This is a genomic window from Rothia sp. HMSC058E10 (genome assembly GCF_001809415.1).
GTDB classification, from domain to species: Bacteria; Actinomycetota; Actinomycetes; order Actinomycetales; family Micrococcaceae; genus Rothia; species Rothia dentocariosa.
Genome location: NZ_KV797632.1, coordinates 135,051 through 154,016 on the forward strand (window position 1 = coordinate 135,051; position 18,966 = coordinate 154,016).

Consider the following 18,966-nt stretch of genomic DNA (forward strand, 5'->3'; position numbering starts at 1 on the left):
GGGTAAACTATCCAAAGAGATATCACTTAGACGGTTGAGAAGACCGGCCTCAAACACCCCCAAGGAGAACAGGATGCGCCCCACCACATCCGGAAGAGACGGCGGTGAGAGAACCTCACCTACACCGTTAGGTTCTGGTGCGTCTGGTACGCGCATTACTAACAAGCCCTCGCAACAGCGGCATAGCTCTTTAGGGACCGGGGTACCCCGCTGGAGCTCTGGGCTTCAGACAAACACCGTGGTTCCCTATGAAGAATACGATCTGCGAGAAGCGACCCGTGCACACGGTCGCAGCTTCTTGGGAATGTTGAGGCTTCGCTTAGGATACCTTATCCGCACACGGCGTGAAGAAGGATTTCTTTACAGCGCATTTGACGTTATGATGCATATGCCTGTTGCTCTGATCGGTATGACCCTTTTTCTGGTAATTGCGCGAAATCTGCATACAGTGCATGATGGCGGCTACGCTGTAGGGGCTCTTGCCTTTGCCTATACCCTCAAGATATCGACAACCCCGATTTTGGAGCGTTACTGCGGGCTTAGACTCGTATTAGGAGGCAGTGCGGTTCTGCATATTCCTGCGGTACTGTACCTCATGCATCTGTCAAATATGCTGGCTACGGAGGCCGCAGCCTCAGTCACGACTTTTGAGTATGCGGCGGCATGTATGCTGGCAGGCTACACCCTTCCGCCATGGCCTGTGATTGTGCATGAAGCTCGGTATAATCCCACAAAAACTTCTGATCCTGAGTGGCTTTTTGCCATGGTTGCATGGACGAATGTCGAAAAGCTGGCGCTGTATCCTCTGGCTGCATTTGTCTTGGTGCTTCTGAACAGCCTTATGGGTATTAACGCTGGGTTCTGGGCGGCTATTTTATTGGCTGGTTTGTTAATATTTGTTGTCGTTCTTATCCCCAACGTACTTCCTAGAACTCCAAAGTCGCTCCCCTCAGATTCAGATGTGGCGCGAGCAGATGGAACCGCACAACTGCATGTACAGGAGACACCCTCAGATTCTATAAGTATGGTTCTGATCTTGGGACTCATGGTTATCAGCGGATGCATCGGATCTGTCGGTTCAGCTCTGCTGGGATTCGCTCTCAATCACAATGCATTATCGCTCTACCCCTTGATGATTACAATATGCTTGGGGACAGCTGTTATCACTATGCTTCCGGTGCTTTTAGGCGCAGATAAAATTGTTCCTTGGCACGGTTGGCTTTCGAGCGGCGTTGTGCTCACACTGTCTGCCCTTTTACTGCCTACTGTCGATCGAATATCAATGATGATGGTAGGCCTAGCAATCTACGGCGTGGCGTTAGGAATTGTTGTTGGGGGCCATAAATTAGCTTTGGCGCATGTGCTGGTACGCACTCCTGATACCCAGATGAGCTTCTATATTAGTGGTGCTATGGCACTAGGGCTTACCTTTGGTGCTACCTGGGGAGGGTACCTGGGAAGTGGACCCTACTACCGTAACGCCTTTATCGTTCCGATCGTTGCCGCTTGCCTGTACTTCTGCATGGGGCATCTTTACGGGTATCTCTGGCGCCGCCGCTACGAGGAACAACTGGCGCCATTAGACGGCTGATCAGCAAGTAGGACTTACCCATATGAATAATAATGAGGTGGTACAGGTCTTCGAGAGGAAGACCTGTACCACCTCATATATGAGCAAAAGAGTCGTGAGGTTCTTAGTGCCCGCGTTTCTTCCAAGCGTCTAGATCGGGTGCCTCTACACCGATGCCTGTGGAGTCTCCGTGACCCGTGAGAACCGCAGTGGATTCGGGCAGGGTGAGCAGCTTCGACTCGATGGAGTCGATAATAGTGTCGAAGTCGCTGTAGGAACGCCCAGTCGCTCCGGGACCGCCCTTGAAGAGCGTATCGCCCGAAAAGAGTACGCCTTCGCTGTTCTCCCAGCTGAGTTCGGGCGCGTAGAAACAGACCGACCCGGGAGAGTGTCCGGGGGTAGCGATCACATGTAGCTCGGTATTACCAGCACTGATTTTCTGCCCGTCATGCAGGGGCTCGTCGAAGTCCCAAGATGGGTACACCATTTCCCAGAGCACCCGATCCTCAGGGTTTAGGTAGACAGATGCTTTAAAACGCTCGGAGGCTTCTTGCGCAGAGCGAATATGATCATCGTGAGCGTGGGTAAGTAGAATCCTCTCGACCGTGCGCCCGGCAACCTTTTTTGCGATTTTATCGACGTCATGCGCGGGGTCAATGATTGTTACACGCTGGTCATTCCCAATAATCCACACGTTGTTATCGACTTCCCAGGTGCCGCCGTCGAGCGAGAACGTTCCGTGAGTAACAACCCGTTCAATAATTTCAGTCATATGAGAGTTCCTTTCCCGGTTTTAAAGCTCCACCACGGAACGCAGCACGCGACCGGTTTTCATGGTTTCAAAGGCATCATTGACGTCTTCCAGCTTAATACGCTCGGAGACAAAGCCGTCTAGATCGAGGCGGCCGAGCAGGTACTGGTCCACGAACTCGGGGAAGTCGCGTGAAGGTAGCGTATCACCATACCAGGCGCTCTTAATAGAGCCGCCGCGCCCGAAGACCTCATCCAGGGGAATATCCCAGGTGGTGCCAGGCTCAGGAACTCCCACAAGTACCACGCGCCCGGCAAGATCGCGTGCCTCGAAAGCCTGCTTGAAGGTGGGGGCGATACCTACCGCATCTATTACCAGATCCGCACCAAACCCGCCGGTCAGTTCCCGAATAGCCTCGACCGGGTCTACCTTGGCGGAGTTCACGGTGTGTGTTGCACCTTGCTGACGTGCGCGTTCGAGCTTATCGTCATCAACGTCAACGGCGATAATGGTAGTTGCTCCGCCCAGCTGCGCGCCAGCGATTGCTGCGGTGCCTACACCGCCGCATCCAATAACGGCCACGGATTCTCCGCGTTTGAGCGCACCCGTATTGAGAACGGCACCCAGGCCTGCGGTCACACCGCACCCGAGCAGTCCAATAGCGGCGTACTGCTCGGGCGAAATATCGGCGGTAATCTTCGTGCACTGACCCGCTGCGACAAGGGATTTCTCAGCAAAAGAGCCAATGCCTAAAGCAGGAGTGAGCTCGGTGCCATCCTCTAGAGTCATTTTCTGGGTAGCGTTATGGGTAGCAAAGCAATACTGTGACTCGCCCTTACGACATGCACGGCATTCACCGCAGACCGCACGCCAGTTGAGGATCACAAGATCTCCGGGGACAATATCGGTCACGTCATCGCCAACTGCCTCCACTACGGCTGCTGATTCGTGCCCCAACAGGTAGGGGAAATCATCGCCCACACCGCCTGCAACATAGTGGTGATCTGTCTGGCAAACACCGCAGGTAAGAACCTTCACGAGAGCCTCGCCCGGACCGGGATCGGGTACGTGAATAGTCGTTACGGTAACGGGCTCGTTCTTAGCGAGCGCTACAACAGCTTTAACCTTGTGCATACTTTGGTTTATTCCCTTCGGGATCGTTGAAGAAGTTTTCGGGACCTCGTGCGGCTTTACCCGTCGCATAGAGCATGTATGACCACATGTTCTGACGCATCAAGATTTCTTGATACGTCTTTCCATTCTAGGGCTATCACTAGGGTCTGTACATATGAATAGCTATAAGCTAAGCGTGTTGGTGCGCAGAAAGTTTATACTGCTTGCCGGTTACTTCCCTGAGAATCGCGCGCAAAGGCTAAAGCGTTGCGCCTAAAAACGCCTGAGGTTAAGGCACTCACATGATCCCGCCCCGGAATATCAAGAAATTTTAGATACGGATGTACCCTCTGGAGCAGGGGATATAGCCTACGCCCGTCGGCAGCGATGGAGTCTTCGGAACCGATTGCGATCAGCAGAGGAACACGAGGGTACGGGAAAGGCGGGTTAGCAGCGTGAATAACGGGAATGCGCGTAGAGTCTGCAAGTGCAGACGGCAGTGAGAAGAACTCGCCGAAGGGTATATGCACAAAATCAAGAAGAGCATTGGCGCGTAGCGGTGACGATTCAATAATGCTGGTAAAGGCTTCTTCTGTCGCAGGATCTTGGGTAATGGCATTATCAGCACACGAGGCAGAAAGCATAGAGCGCAGGGCTTCGAGGTGATTGTGCAGGGGCATACCGCCCAGAATAAGCGATGCAACGCGAGATGGGTGCCTCAGAGCGAGCTCCCACCCTACCCTAGATCCGAAGGAAAAACCCACACCATGTACTTGCTGGATAGCAAGTTCGTCAAGGAGAGCAGAAAGCGTATCAGCGAAAAGAGCCATGCCGTTCTGCGGTGAACCATCTTCTGACACTGTGGTCTGGACGACCGGAAAAATACCGTGTTCTTCGATTGTTCCCACCGGGAGTTTGGCATGTACTGTAAAGTTGGAGTCTTTGAGGTATTTTCGCCCGTGAAAAGGTAAATCGACGGTTAGCACGGGTATACCCGCCCGAATGTACTGGCGAATCCAGCCGGTACCGCCCCAGAGCTGGTCGCTACGGGTTGCAAAGCCGTGTAGAAACAGAACGGGAGTTGTACCTTTTTCCGCGTCTGCAGGTGTGTAGCGGGTATATTCAAAAGGCGGTATGGGAGTCTCACACATATGTATATTTTTGCATCTGCGCGCGCTGATTGTGTAGACGAAAATATATATGACGTGTGGGGCGAAAAATCACGTTTATGACAAACACAATCGTGGTGGGTGCGGTATATTTCCGCCAACTACCACAGGTCTATCCGGTAGTGTATGTGCCGCTCATGCTGCACTTAAAAAAGCGTGTCTCGCGAAGAGTCTTGACGTTTGGAGCTGCCGTTTTGAGGATTATCGCTGTGTGGCATGGAATCGCGGGTATGTTTTTGAGAGGACTCCGAAGCCTTCTCCTTCACGTCCCCAGAATCCTCAGAGGATTGTGCCTCCGTCGCCCCTGCACGGGTATCGGAAACAGCTTGTCGAAGCATCTCAGTGTTGGTAGAAACAGCAGTCTGCACCCGTTCGAGGATTGAGGGCTCGGGCGGTTTGGGCAGCGTCTGCTGACCGCTTGCAAGGTCTTGGATCTCTTGGGCACTTGAGCTTAGGGCCTCTAACTTTTCCTGGTACTTGGTAATGGCTCGGGTGTCGCGGGGTTCCACACGCAGTTTTCCGTCGATATCCTCACCCGCTACAATTTGGCGCATCCGTTCAAATTCAGCATCGACATGAGCGCCAAAGACCAGCATATTGTTCATGATCCAGAGGAACACCAGCATGACGATGACACCACCGATAAGTCCGTAGGTAGCGTTATATTTGCTGAAATTATTGGTGTAGATGGTAAAGCCTAGTCCGCCTAACCCCATGCCAAACAAGGCGATAACGGCTCCTGGCGAGGTCCACCGAATTTTAAGACGCCGCACATTGGGTGTTGCAGTGTAGAGCATCGCAATGAGAAATACCGCAAGAATGAGAATTAAAACCCAACGTCCATTGAGCCACAGGACCTTGATGAGTTCTATATCTACTCCAGGCATATAGGGCGCAACCCAATCGAGAACTGATGCTCCCAAGAGGAACATCAGCATCATGAGAACCACAAGCACTATCACCCCGGTAGTGATGAGTACGTTATAGGGTTTGAGGAACCACCCGGGTCGTCCTTCGCGTACTCCGTATACGTTATTGAGCGCACGCCCGAAAGAACCTACATATCCGGAGGCAGACCAGAGCGCACTGAGAATACCAATGATTAATGCAAACCCGGCGCCTTGTCCATTGGTTAGCTGATGAATAGGTCCTTCCAGAATCGAGTACATTTGCTGAGGTGCACGCTCTTGGAGGAACCCTAAGATTACCTTGGCGCTATCTTCTCCCTGCCCAAAAATTCCTAGGAGTGACAGGATCGCGAGCAGAGCAGGAAAAGCAGAGAGCACAGTGAAATAGGTGAGCGCTGCGGCTAGATCTGTTCCCCCGTGCGCTCCAAAGGAAAAACCCGCGCGTCGAAAAATATAGGCGATACTGCCCTGAGGAAATTCGCGTATTTTTACATATTCTGAATGAGGAAGTGATTTTTTGCGGCGTCGTGCCATAGGAGCGTTCCTTGTCTTGGTGTTTGCGTGCGGCGCTTAGAAGTACCAAATACTTGTGGCAATAATACAGGAAATAGTTTTTCTCATGAGGAGGAACGATAGAGCGCGGCACGTATGAGTTCTCTCCACTGAAGAGTTTTACTATTACTTAACAGCGAAAACCTCCATCCAAAAACCTGTGTATGGCAGGGAACAGGATGAAGGTTTTCGAGTCAGCACCTCAAGTGTATCTTAGTTGGCGATATCTAATGTATGTGCAGTGTGAGCCATAATTTCGTCAGCGAGATCCGGATTATCGTTGAGTTTAACCCCACACCCCGGAACCAGAGCACGGATACGCGACTCCCAACCCGCGAACTGAGAGGGAAAGCACCTCTTGAGTAGGTTCAGCATAATGGGTGCTGCGGTTGAAGCCCCCGGTGATGCGCCAAGCAGAGCCGCGATAGAACCATCGGCCGAAGAAACAACCTCGGTGCCAAACTGCAGAATTCCGCCTTTCTTCGCATCCTTCTTCATAATTTGCACACGCTGACCCGCTTCAATGAGTTCCCACTCGTCGCCGTTAGCCTCAGGGTAGTAGCGGTGCAGGGACTCCAGACGCGCATTCTTATCTTTAACCAACTCGGTGAGCAGATATTTGACGAGCGACAGGTTATCGAGACCCGCACGAGTCATGGGATAGATATTGTGCAGACGAAGTGAGAGGGGCAGGTCAAGGAGAGACCCTTGCTTCAGGAAATTGGTCTTGAACCCAGCATAAGGCCCGAAAAGCAGAGAGCGCTTGCCGTTAACATACCGAGTATCCAAATGTGGAACAGACATGGGAGGAGCGCCTACGGACGCCTGACCATACACCTTTGCATTGTGCTTAGCGGCGGTAATTTCATTGGTGTTGCGCAGGAACAGACCCGAAACCGGGAAGCCGCCGTATCCCTTACCTTCCTCAATCCCAGACTTTTGGAGCAGATGCAAAGCACCGCCTCCAGCGCCGAGAAAAACAAATTTAGCGTGGATTTTCAGGGGCTCTTCGGTATTAATGCGGTTAATGGCAGAGACAGTCCACGTACCGTCAGATTCACGATCAAGGTTCTTAACCTCGTAGCCGTAGCGTACTTCGACTCCCTGAGATTGTAAATAATCGATCATGCCAGTGGTAAGCGCACCAAAATCAACGTCTGTACCTTCTGGAGCCCAAGTAGCTGCAACCGATTCTCCTTCGGAGCGTCCCTTGATTGCCAAAGGCGCCCATTGAGCGATCTGGTCGCGTTCCTTGGAGAACTGCATTCGCTCAAAGAGCTTCTGCTGGCGGAAGGAATCGTAACGTGCCGCAAGGTACTTGGAATGATCTTCGCCGAATACAAGGGACATATGGGGTACAGGGTGGATGAAATCGTTATTGGGCAGAATACCTTCATTCACGAGGGAAGCCCAGAACTGACGTGAAATCTGGAACTGCTCATTAATACCTAAGGCTTTATCGGCACTTACTTTTCCGTCGGGACCAGCGGGGGCGTAATTCAACTCGCACAGTGCAGAGTGACCGGTGCCAGCGTTATTCCACGGGTTCGAGGACTCCTGTGCGGGCTTATCAAGGCGTTCCAGAAGAGTAATATTCCAGGTGGGTTCCAATTCCTTCAAAAAGACACCAAGCGTTGCGCTCATAATACCGCCGCCCACAAGGACGACATCGGTCTGTTCAGTACGTGCTACCACTGATACTCCCAGGGGTTTGGTGCCCAGCTTTGGGCACGGTCATATGACAGTTATATGACTCTAGCGTACTCCCTGAGGGTCTGTAGGTACACATTCCACTGAGAAAAATCCAGAATCAGTAATGTAGTTCACAAAAGAGTGAGGAAATTCTGCAAAATACATTAAATTCCACAACAGAAGCCTTAGGAAATTCGCACTTTAGCAAAGAGCTCGATAGCGCTTTGTTCGGTTTCGTAGCCAATAATACGTCGATTAATGCCTATGTTAGACGTAACGTTCAAAAGTGGGACCGCAGGCATAAATGCCGCTAAATCCTGGTTGATGGAACGATATTTTTCACGTTGTTCGTCTAAAGAAGTGGCGCTGTCGGCTTCGCGGATCTTACTCATAATCTGTTCCAGCGTAGGCGCAGGTTCTACCTTTGCAGGAGTAATGCTGGGAGACGGGGTAGGCGATGTCTCGGCTTCGGAACTGTCCTTCGGGGCAGCGCTTGCTGACGGTGATGGAATCGGAGAATCGGCGGGATGAGCCTTCGCCTCGGGGGTATCGTGCGATACGGGGTTTAATCCCATAGCATCGATCCACTGCGCCACCAGAAGAGGTGCAAGAACCGGCCCAAGAAAAGCGTAAGGATCACGATAGGTTCCGTAGAAACCACCGAGGAGAATGCCGCGAGTAGTATTTATTTCCGTAGCGCGGGCATGATAATCGGACCAGTTCAGTGGAATAGGTTTAATATTGAGCCCAATATCGAGAAGAGCTCCGATCATCTCAGAATAGACTTTTTGGGGTGACATAATCCACGGAAGCGAAACATCAATAGGGTAGTAGCATTCGATAGTTTCGCCTGTGTAACCTGAGGCTGCGAGCAACGATTTTGCTTGGTCAACATCTCGCTTATACAGACGTTCCAGAGAGTCATCCGAGGTACGAAAAAGCCTAGGCATAAGGTGCAGTGCTTCAGAAGTTCCAGAAAGGTAATATCGGATGAGGGCACCGCGATCGACAGCTCGCGCGATAGCTCGGCGCACCGAAATATCTTTGAGAACCGGATGCGCAAGGTTGAACCCCAGATAAAGAAGCGAGAAGGGATCACGCAGCGGGTACAGGAACCCTTCACGCCCTAGAGGCCCTAAGTCATTGCCGCTTACTTGATCGCAGGCATCAACTTTATTGTCTACGAGAGCATAGTAACGCTTGTCGGAAGAATTGAGAGTCGAGAAATGTATTTCGTCGAGTTCAATCTTTTCCTGCTTGATACTCACAAATTTATCGTTGCGTATGAGAACGATATCGGTATTTTGCGAAGCGGGCGTTGAGATTTTAAAGGGCCCAGTACCGATGGGCATCTCTTTGATACGGTGGTTCTCGGTAAGTGCCTCGGGTGAAACGACGCCGAAAGCCGGTTGGGTCAGAATCCGCAAGAACGCTTGTGAAGGACGTACAAGCGTAAACACAAGTTTGGAGTCGGTGACGCGTACATCGGAAACGAGGGGAGCATAACGTAAAGGTATCTGCTCGGTGTGTTCATCAGTCTTTGGTGTATCGGCCTTGGGTGTATCTGTGTCTTCCTGAGCCGAAGGGGTTTGCGTTGCGGCGGCAGACGGTGAAGAGCTTGCCTCCTGTGATGCTTTACCTGCGTGTGGCGAGTTAGAGTGCACAATATTACCAAAACCCCAGCCGTAGAGTGGCTGAAAGGGAACGCAGCGTGCCGCCGTTTCTGGGGATGTTGCTAACGCCTGCCACCGCTGTACATTACGCAGTACGGCTTCTGCCGTAAGGGGAGTGCCATCGCTAAATGAGACCCCTTCCCGGAGCGTAAACGTATAGGTCAGACCATCTGGGCTAATCGTCCACGAGGAGGCAAGCGCCTCCTGCGGAACGCCCGTGTAATGGTCGGCACTCACGAGAGTTTCAAGAATCTGTGCTGTTACACGGTACGTCGGAGAGACCGGGTCAAAGGCGGGATCAAGAGAGTAAGGTGCCGCGCCTTGAGCAAATCTAAAGATCCTGCGGGTCTCTCCTGAACCGTTGTCGGGCGCCGAATCACCGCAGGCCGTCAAAGTATAACCCGCTGCCAGAAGAGACCCTAACCGCAGCGCAGTGCGGCGGCTGATACCGCTGTAGCTGATACCGGGGGCATCGGTTGGGGAGAGATGATTCACGGACAAGCCCTTTCATGGTGATTACTGAACCGTGATAGGTAATGCGTGGTTGATAAGGCGTTTATGTCTGGGCGAAAACACTATTCTTTTAGAATACAACGTCACGATTTAATGTCGCGATACTCAAAGAGGGTTTTAGGCACGACTCACAGCGAATTATAGGCTTAGGGATATAGCGCCAGGGTACTCTGCTGTGCGGTATATAACAAAAAGCCCGCAACTTCTTCGATAAGAAGACGTTGCGGACCCAAGGTTGGTGCGCGAGGGGGGACTTGAACCCCCACGCCGTAAGGCACAGGAACCTAAATCCTGCGTGTCTGCCAATTTCACCACTCGCGCGGGGAGCAAAGCTACCTAGGAAAGTCTACACGAGGATATAAGACTATACAAACGGAAAAATCCGACTATTTGGGGTCAATGCCAAGGTCACGGCGCAGCTTAGCAACATGGCCGGTGGCGCGTACGTTATATTGCGCCAGCTCTATGATGCCCTGCTCATTGATGACGAATGTGGAGCGGATAAGTCCTTCGTAGACTTTGCCGTAGTTTTTCTTTTCGCCCCATGCACCGTAGGCGAGTGCGACAGCGTGATCGGCATCGGAGAGAAGGGGGAAGGTGAGAGACTCTTTGGTGGTGAACTTCTCTAGGGCTGCGGGTTTGTCGGGAGAAACGCCTAAGACAACGTATCCGAGCGATTTCAAAGAGGCAAGGTTATCTCGAAAGTCGCAAGCTTCTTTGGTGCATCCGGGTGTTGATGCTTTGGGATAGAAGTAGAGAATGACCTTATGCCCCGCGTAATCCGCTAGGGAATATTGCTGACCGGTGTAATCTTCCAGGGTAAAACTTGGGGCTTTTGTGCCGGGCTCTAGTCGGGTGCTCATGGTTTCTCCTTAAAAGTAGATGTTCTCGGTATTGCATGTGTTGCCGTAAACGTTCTATTTAGTGTACGGGGTTTATAGGATCTCTGGGAGGTTTTTTCGCGAGGGTGTGCCATGAGATGAGGTACTGCGGTGCCATCGAGAGCATGAGCGAAAGCAGAAAATGAGAGTTTGTGTGAAGCGTCACTTATATGTAACTTGCGTGAAATATTAATTATCCGTATAGTATTTATCTGTTGTCGTACGAATGCGATACATCACCCCAAGTAAGCGCCTCTAGCTCAATTGGCAGAGCAATTGACTCTTAATCAATGGGTTCTGGGTTCGAGTCCCAGGGGGCGCACAGAATAAACCCCGTCAGTTATGGCGGGGTTTTGTTGTATACCATGGTGATTTGCAGTCGTGATGCTGGACGTCGATGTTCGCCAAAATCGCTGACTACAGCCGTGTTCGTAAGTTGCAAAACGCGCTTGATGCTCGTATAGTGTTTATCTGTTGCCGTTTCGAAGCTGCAATATTTGTTACCTAAGCGCCTTTAGCTCAATTGGCAGAGCAATTGACTCTTAATCAATGGGTTCTGGGTTCGAGTCCCAGAGGGCGCACAGAATAAACCCCGTCACTATCTGTGACGGGGTTTGCTTTTTTATACAGTCCGGCTGGATTAGTGTATATGCATTATCCGTGACAGCCCTGTATGGTACAGGCCGTTTAAGAGTCTAGAGAACAGGCCAGCGTGAGGTTACAAACTCGCGGAAAGCAGAGACGTCGCGACTCTGGTTGAGAACACCGGTCCCGTGAATGGTGGTAATCTCAGGCGCATCCTCAAAAATAAGCAGGAAAGAGCTGCCGTTCACCGATTCAATAGCCACCGAATGTTCACCTACCCGGTATGCGTGCAGCGCATTTGTGTTATCAATGGTGGATGCAGTACCAGCAGGCGTAACATCTGGCATGCGGATAGGGGCGATAATAACCTCGTCAGGAACCTCTTGGTAGCCCACCAAAAAATGCTCCTGCATAGGTTCTTGATGTTGGTCGATATCGGGGTTGCGGTAGATGGCGCTTCCGGTAGCGTAGACCAAGTTGTAGGCCCCATAGTTAATAATCTGCTCATCGAATGCAGGGTGGAGCACCTTGATGAGCTGTTCTCCCGTAAGAGCCTCGGCGCTCTGTGGTTGGTTAGACTGCTCCGGTGTAGGGGAGGGTGAAGCAGCCAGGTTTTGCGAGTCGGTCATGTACTCATCTTACCGGCGAAGGCGTTCTACGTCACTGCATCACGTCACATATTTACCTGGGGGATTCCTGGAGCTCGCAGATTACCGTGAGAGTCTAGGATACGAGACTCTTGCCTGCGCCGCACTGAATACTTTACAGCTATCTCGAACGCAGGGACCCCAACACGGTATCCAAAGCGTTGAGTAAGCGCTCGAAAATATATCGAAAGTACACGCAATGCGAAGAAATTAGAGAAACTCTCATAAAAACGGCGTGGAAATTTGACTCATGACATCAAGAGCGAGACTATATAAAGGTGCAAACACGCAAGACGCAGCGAATTCTTAGCCTTGTCGTCGTCGCCTAGGGCGCTTCACAAGGTAGATTTTCTGTGAATAGAATGTGCGCCCTTCGCAACACCATAGCGGAGGGTATTTTTATAGCTAAAGGCGCCCGACCGGAGCCTACAGCGAGCGAAACAGTGCGTAAGATACCCGAACAGGCGGGCTTCACGCGCATCTGTCGAGAACTAGAAAACAATACAAACGAGGCATCATTATTATGACCACGGGATTTTCGATTAACTCCGCGGGTAGTGGGCAGGCTGAAGAAAAAGCCCCTGCTGCCGAACGCATGACCGGCTCGCAAGCGATTATTCGTACACTCGAACTTTTGGGTGTTACCGATGTCTTCGGTCTGCCAGGTGGCGCAATTCTGCCCACCTACGACCCCTTGATGGATTCTTCCAAAATTAACCACATCCTCGTTCGTCATGAGCAGGGGGCAGGGCATGCGGCTCAAGGGTATGCAACTTCCACCGGCAAAGTCGGCGTGTGTATTGCAACATCAGGGCCGGGCGCCACAAACCTGATCACCGCGATCGCGGACGCCAATATGGACTCCGTTCCGCTGGTAGCTATCACCGGTCAGGTTTCCACCAAACTTCTGGGCACCGACGCCTTCCAAGAAGCGGATGTGGTGGGCATGACCATGCCGATTACCAAGCACTCCTTCATGATTTCTGATCCACAGGATATTCCGCGTGCGCTCTCTGCCGCGTTCCATATCGCCTCCACCGGACGCCCCGGCCCCGTGCTCGTGGACATCACCAAGGATGCGCAGGTCGGTATGATGGAGTTCAACTGGCCTCCCAAGGTTGAGGTGCGTGGGTATACTCCCGTAACCCGTGGTCACTCCAAGCAGATTCGTGAAGCGGCCAAGCTCATCAGTGAATCCAAACGTCCCGTGCTGTACGTTGGCGGCGGTATTATCCGCTCCGGTGCATCCGAGGAGCTGGCAAAGCTCGCCGAAATTACTGGGGCTCCCGTGGTGACCACGTTGAACGCCCGTGGTGCTTTCCCAGACTCCAATCCGCAAAACCTGGGCATGCCTGGTATGCACGGCACCGTTCCCGCCGTGTTCGCTATGCAGAAATCCGATCTGCTGATTACTCTAGGGGCTCGTTTTGACGACCGCGTGACCGGTAAACTCGACTCTTTCGCCCCCGAAGCCAAGGTCATCCACATTGACGTAGACCCGGCAGAAATCTCCAAGATTCGCTTCGCAGACGTGCCGATCGTGGGTGATTTGCGCTATGTGCTCCCCGAACTCAATGAACTGCTCTCCACCGAGTTCGCCAATAAGTTGCCGGATTTGGGGCAGTGGTGGGTTGAACTTGATACCATCAAGAACGACTACCCCCTTGGGTACACCAAGACCGATGATGGTTTGGGATCCCCCCAGCACGTATTGGAGCGCCTGAGCGCCCTCACCGGCCCCGATGCTTTCTACGTGACCGGCGTGGGACAGCATCAAATGTGGGGCGCACATTTCATCGGCCAAGAGAAACCACGGCATTTCCTCAGCTCAGCAGGACTCGGCACTATGGGATACTGCGTTCCCGCCGCTATGGGCGTGAAAGTTGCCAACCCAGACTCAATTGTGTGGGCTATTGATGGTGACGGTTGTTTTCAGATGACCAACCAGGAACTTGCCACCTGCGCACAGAACAACATTCCCATCAAGGTTGCCGTGGTCAATAACTCCTCGCTGGGTATGGTGCGTCAGTGGCAGGCACTCTTCTACGATGGTCGATACTCCAACACCCACCTGCGCACCGGGCACGGAACCGACCGCATCCCTGACTTTGTGAAGCTTGGCGACGCCTATGGATGCGCCACTTTCCGCTGCGAGAGGGACGAAGATGTGGACGAGGTTATCAAACAAGCACTCGCTATCAACGACCGTCCCGTGGTGATTGACTTTACCGTGAGCCCCGATGCCATGGTGTGGCCGATGGTGCCCGCCGGCGTATCAAACGACCTCATCCAAATCGCTAAAAACACGTCACCCGATTTCGGTCGAGAAGAGGGAGAAAACTAATGAGCCTGCACACCCTATCCGTTTTAGTTGAAGACAAACCCGGTGTGCTCTCACGCGTGACCGGTTTGTTCTCTCGCCGCATGTTCAATATTCAGTCTTTGGCGGTGGGACCCACCGAGGTTCCCGACGTTTCGCGCATCACAATTGTTGCTGATGGTGAGCCTGAGACTTTGGAACAGCTCACTAAGCAGCTCAACAAGCTGATCCATGTGCTTAAGGTGGTGGAGCTAGCCCCAGAGACTTCAACACAGCGTGATCACATCATGGTTAAGGTCAAGGCGGATGCTGCTGCTCGCCTGCAGGTTGTGCAGGCCGCTGACCTTTTCCGTGCTTCGGTTATTGATGTCTCTACCGAGTCCGTGGTGATTGAGGCAACCGGTTCTCCCGAAAAGCTCAACGCCTTGCTTGATGTTCTCGAACCCTACGGAGTGCGAGAGATCGTGCGTGCTGGAACCATCGCGCTCTCTCGTGGTCCGCGTTCCATGAGTGAACGTATCTAAGCACCAAAACCCTGTCAGGATGCGGGAAACGTTGCCCGCGGTTTGATACTTCCCGCATCCTGAGATTTATCACAGAACGCCCATGAGCGGCGCCACGTCTAGTAAACTTAACGCCTGAGCCTGAGTTCGGGCTAAACCTATTATTTTGAGGAGACAAAATGGCAGCAACCATTTTCTACAACGACGATGCAGACCTCGCCCCAGTCCAGGGACGTACCGTTGCGATTATCGGTTATGGTTCTCAGGGACATGCACACGCTCTGAACCTGCGTGATTCTGGAGTCAAGGTTATTGTTGGTCTGGCTGAGGGCTCCAAATCCCGCGCTAAGGCTGAAGCAGAAGGTCTGCGTGTAGCTACCGTTGCTGAAGCTGCAGCTGAAGCGGACCTCATCATGATTCTGACCCCGGACCAGGTACAGGCTCAGGTCTACAAAGAGAGCATTGAACCTAACCTGAAGCCCGGCGATGCTCTGTTCTTCGCACATGGCTTCAACATCCACTTCGGGTACATCACCGTTCCTGAAGGCGTGGATGTAGCTATGGTTGCGCCGAAGGGGCCCGGCCATACCGTGCGTCGTGAATATGAAGCAGGTCGTGGTGTGCCCGCTCTCGTTGCCGTTGAGAAGGATCCGTCCGGTAAAGCTCTGGAACTTGCTCTGTCCTACGCTAAGGCACTCGGTGCAACCCGTGCAGGTGTTATTAAGACCACTTTCACCGAAGAGACCGAGTCTGACCTCTTTGGTGAGCAGGCGGTGCTGTGTGGTTCGCTTTCGCAGCTGGTTCAGTACGGTTTCGAGGTTCTTACCGAGGCAGGATACCAGCCTGAAATTGCATACTTCGAGGTTCTGCACGAACTCAAGCTCATTGTGGATCTGATGATTGAGGGCGGTATTGCTAAGCAGCGTTGGTCCATTTCCGACACCGCCGAGTACGGCGACTACGTCTCCGGTCCTCGCGTGATTTCTCCTCAGGTCAAGGAGAACATGAAGGAAGTTCTCGCCGATATCCAGAACGGTGCCTTCGCAAAGCGCTTCATGGACGATCAGGCCGCAGGCGCACCCGAGTTTAAGGAACTGCGTGCTAAGGGCGAGTCTCACCCGATTGAAGCTACCGGTCGCAAACTGCGCGAGCTGTTCTCGTGGAACACTGTTGACGATGACTATACCGAAGGTTCGGTGGCTCGCTAAGCACTAAGCTACTAGCGTTTCTGGGGGGTGTCTATCATGATGGTAGGCACCCCTTCGTGTGTGCTTGGTCTTTGAGATATTTACGGCGACTAATAGCAATGCTCTGGAATTTCTTTCCTATCGTATATACCACCTACCTGAGCGGCTGGAGCTATATGGTGCTGTTCATGTTACTGGACAAAACAGGTAATGACGAAATCGGTCGTGTGTTGGCTCGGGAAGGTGCTCTCATTAAACCAGGGCGCAGGTGGAAACACCTGCACAACCCAGCAATGACCATAGATAGAACCGTTGAAGGAGAGTTCCCCGTGAGCGATATTGTTGAGAAAGCTACTGCCCTTGTTGAAGAGCTCTATGCTGAAAACCCATTACCCACTATTAGGATTAAGCCCTCTGAGGCTGCTGAGCCGCTGCCGGTGACCGTCTCGAAGTTCGGGGGAGTGCCGTATCTGCCCGCTGGGGTGGAGGCGCCCACCGACTCGGACGGGGTGCCGATGGGCATGGTTGCGCAAATCAACTGTACTGAACTACCTGAGAATCCCATTTATCCGCCTACCGGCATGGTGCAGTTCTGGGTGAGCACAAACGTATGTTGGGGGATAGATAAGGAAGAGAATCACCGTGTGATCTACTATCCTCAGCTGGGTGAAGCGAATCCGGATGCGGTAGCGACTTGGGAGGATCATGAGCGAGACTTCTGGTGGCCTATCAAAAGTGAGTGTGCACTCGAATTTACGACGCCTGGGCGGGAAATATTTGCCCCGAACGATTCGATAAATCACCCGCTGCTTGAGAAGTGGAACCAGGCATACCCGGAACAGGCTATTACGAGTCTTGATGACTTTGATGTATATGTGGAAGAAATTGAGGATTTTACTGGTTCAGGGAACTACTCAAGGCTTGGTGGGTTACCGGACTTTATACAGGGTGATCCACGCCGAGAAGAGCCTGAAAACTCTGATATCCGCAGGCGTACCGTGAACCTGTTAACGATAAACTCGAACATAGGCGTGCTCTGGGGTGATTGTGGTACAGCGAACTGGGTGATCGCCCCGGACCGGTTGGCAGCACGTGACTTCTCACAGGTCTTCTATGAGTGGTCATGCAGCTAGCGGGCCCGGCGTACAGCGTACTGTTGTAAACGCAGGCAGCCCCTTCGCACATTCTGCCTGCGGAGGGGGCCTGCTACTGCAGCTGTGGTTGTGTGTGGGTACATGACGGCGGCTTGTCGCATTACTCTTTCACCGCGTCTATACTGAAAAACTGCGGTAAGATTAATAATTATGAGTGCTACCCCCTTCTACATCACGACTGCGATTTCTTACCCCAACGGAAACCCCCACATCGGTCATGCCTATGAGACCATTGCCGCCGATGTGCTGGCACGTTTCAAGCGACTCGACGGTTTTGACGTGCGCTTTATGACGGGCACCGACGAACATGGGCAGAAGATGCAGACTACCGCTGAGAAACAGGGGAAAACCGCCAAAGAACTCGCCGATGAGAACTCTGCCCGTTTTAAAGCGATGAACGATGCTCTCGGTATTAGCTACGATCGCTTTATTCGCACTACGGATCCGGATCATTATGAGGCATCCCAAGCAATCTGGAAGCGTATGGAAGAGAACGGGGATATCTACCTCGATAAATATGCCGGATGGTACTCCGTGCGAGATGAGGCCTATTACGCCGAGGATGAGACCGAAGAACGCGACGGGCAGCGCTACGCCATTTCTACCGGAACGGAAGTCGAATGGACTGAGGAAGAATCTTATTTCTTCCGCCTCTCAAAGTATGCCGATAAACTTCTGGATCTCTATAAGAATGAAGGGTATGTTTTCCCTGAATCACGTCGCAATGAGCTGATCTCATTCGTCAAGGGTGGTTTGAACGACCTTTCGATTTCACGCACCACCTTCGATTGGGGCGTTCCTGTGCCTGGCAACGATAAACATGTCATGTACGTGTGGGTGGATGCGCTGACTAACTATCTAACCGGGCTTGGCTACCCCAATACGGACGGGGAACTGTTCACGAAATATTGGCCCGCTGATCTGCACCTGATCGGTAAGGATATTACTCGATTCCACTCTATCTATTGGCCTGCGTTCCTCTGGTCTGCCGGTCTTGAGCTGCCCAAACGCGTATTTGGGCACGGGTTCCTGCTGGTTAATGGTGAGAAAATGTCGAAGTCGGTGGGCAACGTGGTGGACCCCGCGGATCTTGTGGCAGCGTTCGGGCTGGATCAGGTCCGATTCTTCCTGATGCGCGAGGTCTCTTTCGGACAAGACGGCTCGTACTCCGAAGAATCCATTATCAACCGCATCAATTCTGATCTTGCGAATAACTTGGGTAATCTGGCGCAGCGTTCGCTCTCAATGGTTGCCAAGAACTGCGACGGTAGGGTACCGGTCCCTGGAGAATTTACTGAGGCTGACCGCAAGATTCTGGTCGGTGCTTCCGCACTTTATGAACCGGTGCGGGCAGACTATGATGAGCAGGCGTTCCACCGTGCCCTAGAGCGCATCTGGACTGTGCTTGCCGATACGAATGCTTACTTTGCGGAACAGGAACCGTGGACTCTGCGCAAAAACGGCGAATTTGAGCGCATGAATACCGTACTCTACGTGACTCTTGAGGTGGTCCGCCAGGTTGCCATTCTGATGCAGCCGGTGATGCCCAGTTCGATGGAGAAACTTCTTGACCTGCTGGGGGTAGCAGAAGGGGAGGAACGCCTTTTCGCTGCGCTCCCTAAGAACCTGACAGCTGGGAAGGAGCTTCCTGCACCGACACCGGTTTTCCCGCGATACGAAGCGCCAAAAGAGGCATAGAATCACACTATAAAGTACAGAATATCCCGGAACCTTTTTGGAGGTTCCGG

The 18,966-nt window shown here is 52.5% G+C and carries 14 protein-coding genes and 3 tRNA genes; 8 read left to right on the forward strand and 9 right to left on the reverse strand.

The annotated features are described in order from the left end of the window. Nucleotides 1–73: 73 nt before the first annotated feature. A complete protein-coding gene (locus tag HMPREF2609_RS06900; RefSeq protein ID WP_048752824.1) occupies nucleotides 74–1,591 on the forward strand; it encodes an MFS transporter in 1,518 nt (505 codons plus the stop codon). 103 nt (nucleotides 1,592–1,694) lie between these two features. On the opposite strand, the gene HMPREF2609_RS06905 is transcribed toward HMPREF2609_RS06900, so the two are convergent. The 8 genes from HMPREF2609_RS06905 to bcp all read right to left on the reverse strand — a co-directional run bounded on the left by HMPREF2609_RS06905 (nucleotide 1,695) and on the right by bcp (nucleotide 10,804). Next, nucleotides 1,695–2,342 (reverse strand): MBL fold metallo-hydrolase, encoded by a 648-nt coding sequence (locus HMPREF2609_RS06905; protein WP_048752823.1) that lies wholly within the window; start codon nucleotides 2,340–2,342, stop codon nucleotides 1,695–1,697. Between the two features lie 21 nt (nucleotides 2,343–2,363). After that, a complete protein-coding gene (locus HMPREF2609_RS06910; protein ID WP_048752821.1) occupies nucleotides 2,364–3,455 on the reverse strand; it encodes an S-(hydroxymethyl)mycothiol dehydrogenase in 1,092 nt (363 codons plus the stop codon). Between the two features lie 194 nt (nucleotides 3,456–3,649). Then, nucleotides 3,650–4,585: an alpha/beta hydrolase gene (locus HMPREF2609_RS06915; RefSeq protein ID WP_048752820.1), complete on the reverse strand. Its 936-nt coding sequence runs from the start codon at nucleotides 4,583–4,585 to the stop codon at nucleotides 3,650–3,652. A gap of 164 nt (nucleotides 4,586–4,749) precedes the next feature. After that, on the reverse strand, nucleotides 4,750–6,045 hold the full coding sequence (locus HMPREF2609_RS06920; protein ID WP_048752818.1) for a YihY/virulence factor BrkB family protein: 1,296 nt from the start codon (nucleotides 6,043–6,045) through the stop codon (nucleotides 4,750–4,752). 231 nt (nucleotides 6,046–6,276) lie between these two features. Beyond that, entirely contained in the window at nucleotides 6,277–7,758 is a 1,482-nt protein-coding gene (locus HMPREF2609_RS06925; protein WP_070536001.1) for a malate:quinone oxidoreductase, read from the reverse strand. A 182-nt stretch (nucleotides 7,759–7,940) separates the two neighbouring features. Continuing rightward, nucleotides 7,941–9,923 (reverse strand): ABC transporter substrate-binding protein, encoded by a 1,983-nt coding sequence (locus tag HMPREF2609_RS06930; protein ID WP_070536004.1) that lies wholly within the window; start codon nucleotides 9,921–9,923, stop codon nucleotides 7,941–7,943. A gap of 254 nt (nucleotides 9,924–10,177) precedes the next feature. After that, nucleotides 10,178–10,262 (reverse strand) — tRNA-Leu (locus HMPREF2609_RS06935). A 65-nt stretch (nucleotides 10,263–10,327) separates the two neighbouring features. Beyond that, nucleotides 10,328–10,804: a thioredoxin-dependent thiol peroxidase gene (bcp, locus tag HMPREF2609_RS06940; RefSeq protein ID WP_048752813.1), complete on the reverse strand. Its 477-nt coding sequence runs from the start codon at nucleotides 10,802–10,804 to the stop codon at nucleotides 10,328–10,330. 267 nt (nucleotides 10,805–11,071) lie between these two features. Between bcp and HMPREF2609_RS06945 the strand changes: the two genes are divergently transcribed. Together HMPREF2609_RS06945 and HMPREF2609_RS06950 are read left to right on the forward strand one after the other, a co-directional pair. After that, nucleotides 11,072–11,144 (forward strand) — tRNA-Lys (locus HMPREF2609_RS06945). A 186-nt stretch (nucleotides 11,145–11,330) separates the two neighbouring features. Beyond that, nucleotides 11,331–11,403: transfer RNA gene (locus tag HMPREF2609_RS06950), tRNA-Lys, on the forward strand. Nucleotides 11,404–11,517: 114 nt separating this feature from the next. Here HMPREF2609_RS06950 and HMPREF2609_RS06955 read toward each other — a convergent pair. Next, nucleotides 11,518–12,036, reverse strand: coding sequence for a hypothetical protein (locus HMPREF2609_RS06955; protein WP_070448540.1), 519 nt, complete (start codon nucleotides 12,034–12,036; stop codon nucleotides 11,518–11,520). Between the two features lie 541 nt (nucleotides 12,037–12,577). Between HMPREF2609_RS06955 and HMPREF2609_RS06960 the strand changes: the two genes are divergently transcribed. The 5 genes from HMPREF2609_RS06960 (at nucleotide 12,578) to metG (ending at nucleotide 18,916) form a co-directional block, all read left to right on the forward strand. Then, nucleotides 12,578–14,398 (forward strand): acetolactate synthase large subunit, encoded by a 1,821-nt coding sequence (locus tag HMPREF2609_RS06960; protein WP_048753200.1) that lies wholly within the window; start codon nucleotides 12,578–12,580, stop codon nucleotides 14,396–14,398. After that, entirely contained in the window at nucleotides 14,398–14,898 is a 501-nt protein-coding gene (ilvN, locus tag HMPREF2609_RS06965) for an acetolactate synthase small subunit (RefSeq protein ID WP_004004952.1), read from the forward strand. Before HMPREF2609_RS06960 ends, ilvN begins: the two co-directional genes overlap by 1 nt. Before the next feature lie 158 nt (nucleotides 14,899–15,056). After that, a complete protein-coding gene (ilvC, locus tag HMPREF2609_RS06970; RefSeq protein ID WP_013399303.1) occupies nucleotides 15,057–16,085 on the forward strand; it encodes a ketol-acid reductoisomerase in 1,029 nt (342 codons plus the stop codon). Between the two features lie 167 nt (nucleotides 16,086–16,252). Then, nucleotides 16,253–17,197, forward strand: coding sequence for a YwqG family protein (locus HMPREF2609_RS06975; protein ID WP_246825609.1), 945 nt, complete (start codon nucleotides 16,253–16,255; stop codon nucleotides 17,195–17,197). Nucleotides 17,198–17,368: 171 nt separating this feature from the next. Then, nucleotides 17,369–18,916 carry a methionine--tRNA ligase gene (gene metG / locus HMPREF2609_RS06980; RefSeq protein ID WP_070448539.1) on the forward strand — a complete coding sequence of 516 codons (1,548 nt, stop codon included), beginning with the start codon at nucleotides 17,369–17,371 and terminating at the stop codon, nucleotides 18,914–18,916. Nucleotides 18,917–18,966: the final 50 nt, after the last annotated feature.

Excerpts from the sequence above, each read along its gene's own strand:
- metG (WP_070448539.1), top strand. The coding sequence starts at position 17,369 with ATGAGTGCTACCCCCTTCTACATCACGACTGCGATTTCTTACCCCAAC.
- ilvN (WP_004004952.1), top strand. The coding sequence starts at position 14,398 with ATGAGCCTGCACACCCTATCCGTTTTAGTTGAAGACAAACCCGGTGTG.
- HMPREF2609_RS06915 (WP_048752820.1), bottom strand. The coding sequence starts at position 4,585 with ATGTGTGAGACTCCCATACCGCCTTTTGAATATACCCGCTACACACCT.
- HMPREF2609_RS06960 (WP_048753200.1), top strand. The coding sequence starts at position 12,578 with ATGACCACGGGATTTTCGATTAACTCCGCGGGTAGTGGGCAGGCTGAA.
- HMPREF2609_RS06900 (WP_048752824.1), top strand. The coding sequence starts at position 74 with ATGCGCCCCACCACATCCGGAAGAGACGGCGGTGAGAGAACCTCACCT.
- HMPREF2609_RS06975 (WP_246825609.1), top strand. The coding sequence starts at position 16,253 with ATGTTACTGGACAAAACAGGTAATGACGAAATCGGTCGTGTGTTGGCT.
- bcp (WP_048752813.1), bottom strand. The coding sequence starts at position 10,804 with ATGAGCACCCGACTAGAGCCCGGCACAAAAGCCCCAAGTTTTACCCTG.
- HMPREF2609_RS06910 (WP_048752821.1), bottom strand. The coding sequence starts at position 3,455 with ATGCACAAGGTTAAAGCTGTTGTAGCGCTCGCTAAGAACGAGCCCGTT.
- ilvC (WP_013399303.1), top strand. The coding sequence starts at position 15,057 with ATGGCAGCAACCATTTTCTACAACGACGATGCAGACCTCGCCCCAGTC.
- HMPREF2609_RS06920 (WP_048752818.1), bottom strand. The coding sequence starts at position 6,045 with ATGGCACGACGCCGCAAAAAATCACTTCCTCATTCAGAATATGTAAAA.
- HMPREF2609_RS06905 (WP_048752823.1), bottom strand. The coding sequence starts at position 2,342 with ATGACTGAAATTATTGAACGGGTTGTTACTCACGGAACGTTCTCGCTC.
- HMPREF2609_RS06955 (WP_070448540.1), bottom strand. The coding sequence starts at position 12,036 with ATGACCGACTCGCAAAACCTGGCTGCTTCACCCTCCCCTACACCGGAG.